Origin of the sequence: Fulvivirga aurantia (assembly GCF_009711475.1) — a bacterium.
GTDB classification, from domain to species: domain Bacteria; phylum Bacteroidota; class Bacteroidia; order Cytophagales; family Cyclobacteriaceae; genus Fulvivirga; species Fulvivirga aurantia.
Genome location: NZ_SMMD01000561.1, coordinates 1 through 4,043, shown reverse-complemented (window position 1 = coordinate 4,043; position 4,043 = coordinate 1). Strand labels below are relative to the sequence as shown.

Below are 4,043 nucleotides of genomic sequence, written 5' to 3'. Positions count from 1 at the left end.
GATTTATTTAATTTATTAAACGGTACGTTGAGCTGAAGCAAAGCTTCTGTTACTGATTGTTTACTAAATGGTTTTGCAATAAAAAAATCAGCTCCCTCTGACTTGGCTCGCTGCTTTTCAATATTGCCATCATAAGCACTTATCACTATAATTTTAGCATTAGGATTACTGTCTTCTACCTCCTCTATCAGGTGAAACCCCAGCCCATCTGGTAAATTGAGGTCTAAAAAAACCACATTATACTCCGAGCTTCTCAGTTTTAACTTCCCTTCTTCTATATTATTAGCATACGAGGTGTCAAAGCCCAGCTTTTTCATCATGCCTGTAAGTAACATACATATCTCCTTCTCATCATCTACAACCAGTACATTATTCATTAACCATAGTTTTTATTCGGTGCCTTTTGATTACTTCAATTAGCGACACTGAAAAATTTGTACCACGATTGTGAAATAACTACCAATACAAATTAAACGCGATTATTGGCATTCTGTTCACAAAGTGGGTAAAAATTTCCCCAAATGCTTGGGTAAATATTTACACGTGGCTTGTTCCGTTTAAACCTTATGTATTACTTCGTGTTTTTATAAGACTTAATAAAGGCTGCTATGAAAAATTATGAATACACTTTTGATGAATACGCCACGAAAATTCTACCCAGGCGCGTAGAAATGATCGAATCATTATTACCCAATGCATTTAAAATCAGTAGATTGTTTGGAAAGGGTGTCGGTGAAAAGGGTGTGATAAAGAGACTAGGCAGAATGGCAGACTTTAAAGGCATTTATCTTTTTATAAAGGGAAGTAAGGTTGTTTACATCGGTACTTCCGAGAAAGTGATCAACCGGCTCGTCTACCACATAAAAGGCCACACCAAATATCAGGCTCACCTAGCTTGGGAGATTGCAAAAGATCGTGGACTATGGGTGAATAAAAAAATGGAAGTGCCAGATCTCGATGCAGCAAAGGCAGAAGTTTTTAAATTGAAAGTGCTCTTTTTAGAAATTACTTCTCCCGTAGAAAGATACCTGATTGAAGCCTATGCAGCGATGCATTTCGAATGCAAATTCAATTATTTCGAGAGTAGGTGATCACTCATTAAGCTTTTTGTGAGGATTATCGACCTCTTTTATTTCCAGAAAGACGGCATCATTACTTGGCCTTATATTGCTACCAATGTCTCTGGAATATACAAATGTAAACTCAGCGCCAAAGAGTAGAATAACGCACGAATAGTACACCCAGACTAGTAACAACACCAAAGAACCGGCTGCCCCATAGGCATTGCCTACTGAGCTGGCACCTAAATAAAAACCAATCAGGTATTTCCCCAAGGCGAAGAGCAAAGTCGTTACAAACGCTCCTACCCACACATCTCTCCATTTAATTTTCGCATCTGGTAATACCTTAAATATCAAAGCAAATATGAGTGTTATGATACCTAAAGACACCAAAGCATTGATACCCGAAATAATATAGAACGTGACACCTGATAGCCACTCTTCCAGCATATTGTTGAAGATCACTATGAGAGCATCTATAACTAAAGACACCAACAACAGAAATCCAATGCTCATGACCATCGCAAATGACAATACACGATTCATAATGTAGCCCAGCACCTCTTTCTTTGGCTTAGGTTTAATTTTCCAAATTGAGTTTAAGGCATTTTGCAGCGACATAAAAACAGTGGTCGCACTAAATATAAGAGTGCCTATACCTACAATTTTGGCGATTATACTCGAAGCTGACTGGCTGGCATTTTCCATAATCTTCGTTACCTGGCCAGCGCTTTCACTTCCAAACATGCGTTGTATCTGGTCTATTATTGTCTGTTTTACTTCCTGATCTTCATAAAAATAACCAGCAATCACCATGGTAATTATTAAAATGGCAGGTAAAGAAAAGATGGTATAAAAAGCAATTGAAGCGCTATAACCCATTGGGTCATCTTCAAAAAACTTCTTTCCTGTGGCTTTGAATAATTTAAAGTATCGGATTATCTGCTTTTTCACTTCTTAAATATTTGCTTCATTTTCTCCTCAAAACTTTTCCCTTTCTTTCTGGAAACATCATCTCTCATAAGCAGCCCGAGTGGCTTCAAATTATCATAATACTCACATGCTACTTTTAAAATTGCTGCATATGGTAAGAACAAGACCATTCCCGCTATTCCCCAAACTGCACCTCCTATAATTAGTGCCAGTATCGAGGCAAGTGCATTTACATTAAGATTACCTCCTACAATTTTTGGACTAAGGATATTACCCTCAAGTAGCTGTACAAACCAAAAAACGCCTATTACACCCAGGGGATACCAATAAGAGTCGTAGTTCATAAAGGCATAAATTGCCGGTATTGCACCACCTATTGTGGTACCTACATAGGGGATAATTGCCAAAAAGCCTGCTAGAAAACCAAAGAACAAGGCATAATCGATACCTATGATAAACAGTCCCAGGCTATTGAGTGTACCTAAAATTAAGATAAGCACAAACATTCCCGTAAGATACTTTTGGCCTATGCGTTGTATATTGCTAATCATTTCAGAAAAAGCACTTTGGTTTTGCTCTTCCGCAAAACTTATAAAGGCATTTCTAAATTGTTTTCTGTAGAGAAGAATCAAGAAAGTATAAATGATAGATAAGGTAAGGCCGGTAACAAATAAGGCCGTACGATTGAGTGTGTTAGACAACATACCTCCGGACTTATTACTAAACCACTGGAGCCCCATACTCACGATACTGTCTTTATCTACATTGGGTATTATCGATACATTTTTATTTAAAAACTCTGTAACAGCCACTAATACTTCATTCAACCGTTGGCTGAAGTCGTCTAACTCCTGAAGAATATCAATGATTTGGGTCGAAAACAGGACTGTTATACCCAGAAGAACTAACGTAACTGATAGCATTGTCCAGATAATGGCCCATGCTCTACCCACACCCTTTTTCTCTAGCCACCTGCAAACAGGATATAATATAAAGGCGATTAAAAGGCCAAATGCCAATGGTACCAACACCGTACGCCCGAGATATAGCAAAAATATCACGGCAAATACGGTCGCTAGCGTGTAAAAGGTATTCTTAAAAGAAATGGTCATTGAATAACCTGCGTTCGGGCGGTTAAGATTATATCTTATGAAGGTTTATGGTTAATACTGGCATATCAGCATGTTTATTCATTTCTTCAGACATATTGGTTTGAAATACTCTGAAAAAACCACCATCAGCGTGGGTTAGCACTGCCACTGCACCTGCATTTATTTGGTGACCATAATTTAACAGTCCTTTTTGTTCGTCTCCATTATTTACCACAGCAATTTTGTAGTTGAGTAGGCTGTGGTCTTTGGCGAATTTCTCCAGTTTGTTTTCTACCTCTCCCTTATTGTTGTCATCAGTTACATGTACAAGATGCACCTCAGAAGCAAGGCCTGATGAGAAGTCGTTTATATATGAGATGGCTCTCACAAAATTATCTTCGTCATCTTTCTTAAATTCAACACCCAATACAATTTTTGAAAAGTTTCCTATAACATCGTTTTCTCTTACAGTAAGCACAGGGCATGGCGCTAACTCAATTACCTGCTGGGCGTGATTACCGGTAAAAAACTCTTTCGCATTTTCTTCGCCTGTAGTACCCATTACTACCAAATCGATATTATGCTCTTTAATAAATTCCTCAACCCCATCTTCAAAACTCTCATCATATACTTCAGTTTTGATTTCTACACCATCACCAGAATTTTCTGCGAGGGCATTTAAGTCTGCATAATTTTTTCGCACTAATTGAAGCGTATATATCTGCTCTTCATCCGAAACAGGCTTTTTCATTTCGCCAAAGGCACTAAACGTTTTGCCAAAAGGATGCTCATGGAAGTTTACGAGATCAATTTGCCCTCCAGACTTTTTAGCTATCTGAACAGCTACTTTTAAGGCATTTTCAGAAATTTTAGAAAGGTCGGAAGGAACTAGTATTTTTTTCATAATAGGGTTTGTTTTGGTTTATCTACATTATAGGAAAAAATCAGACCAAATCAT

5 protein-coding genes are annotated in these 4,043 nt (G+C 37.8%); 1 reads left to right on the top strand and 4 read right to left on the bottom strand.

Going from position 1 to position 4,043, the window contains the following annotated elements; all coding sequences use genetic code 11:
- The coding region (locus E1176_RS04680; RefSeq protein ID WP_155209408.1) for a response regulator at positions 1-377 on the bottom strand (377 nt) is incomplete at its 3' end.
- Between the two features lie 231 nt (positions 378-608).
- On the opposite strand from E1176_RS04680, the gene E1176_RS04675 reads away from it, so the two are divergent.
- A complete protein-coding gene (locus tag E1176_RS04675; protein WP_155209407.1) occupies positions 609-1,091 on the top strand; it encodes a hypothetical protein in 483 nt (160 codons plus the stop codon).
- Here the strand turns inward: E1176_RS04675 and E1176_RS04670 are convergent, their stop codons facing one another.
- From E1176_RS04670 to E1176_RS04660, 3 genes are read right to left on the bottom strand one after another with little or no spacing between them, the layout of a single operon-like run.
- A complete protein-coding gene (locus E1176_RS04670) occupies positions 1,092-2,015 on the bottom strand; it encodes a YhjD/YihY/BrkB family envelope integrity protein (RefSeq protein WP_185152632.1) in 924 nt (307 codons plus the stop codon).
- On the bottom strand, positions 2,012-3,106 hold the full coding sequence (locus E1176_RS04665) for an AI-2E family transporter (RefSeq protein ID WP_155209406.1): 1,095 nt from the start codon (positions 3,104-3,106) through the stop codon (positions 2,012-2,014). The genes E1176_RS04670 and E1176_RS04665 overlap by 4 nt, the downstream gene beginning before the upstream one ends.
- A 28-nt stretch (positions 3,107-3,134) precedes the next feature.
- On the bottom strand, positions 3,135-3,989 hold the full coding sequence (locus E1176_RS04660; RefSeq protein WP_185152631.1) for a universal stress protein: 855 nt from the start codon (positions 3,987-3,989) through the stop codon (positions 3,135-3,137).
- Positions 3,990-4,043: the final 54 nt, after the last annotated feature.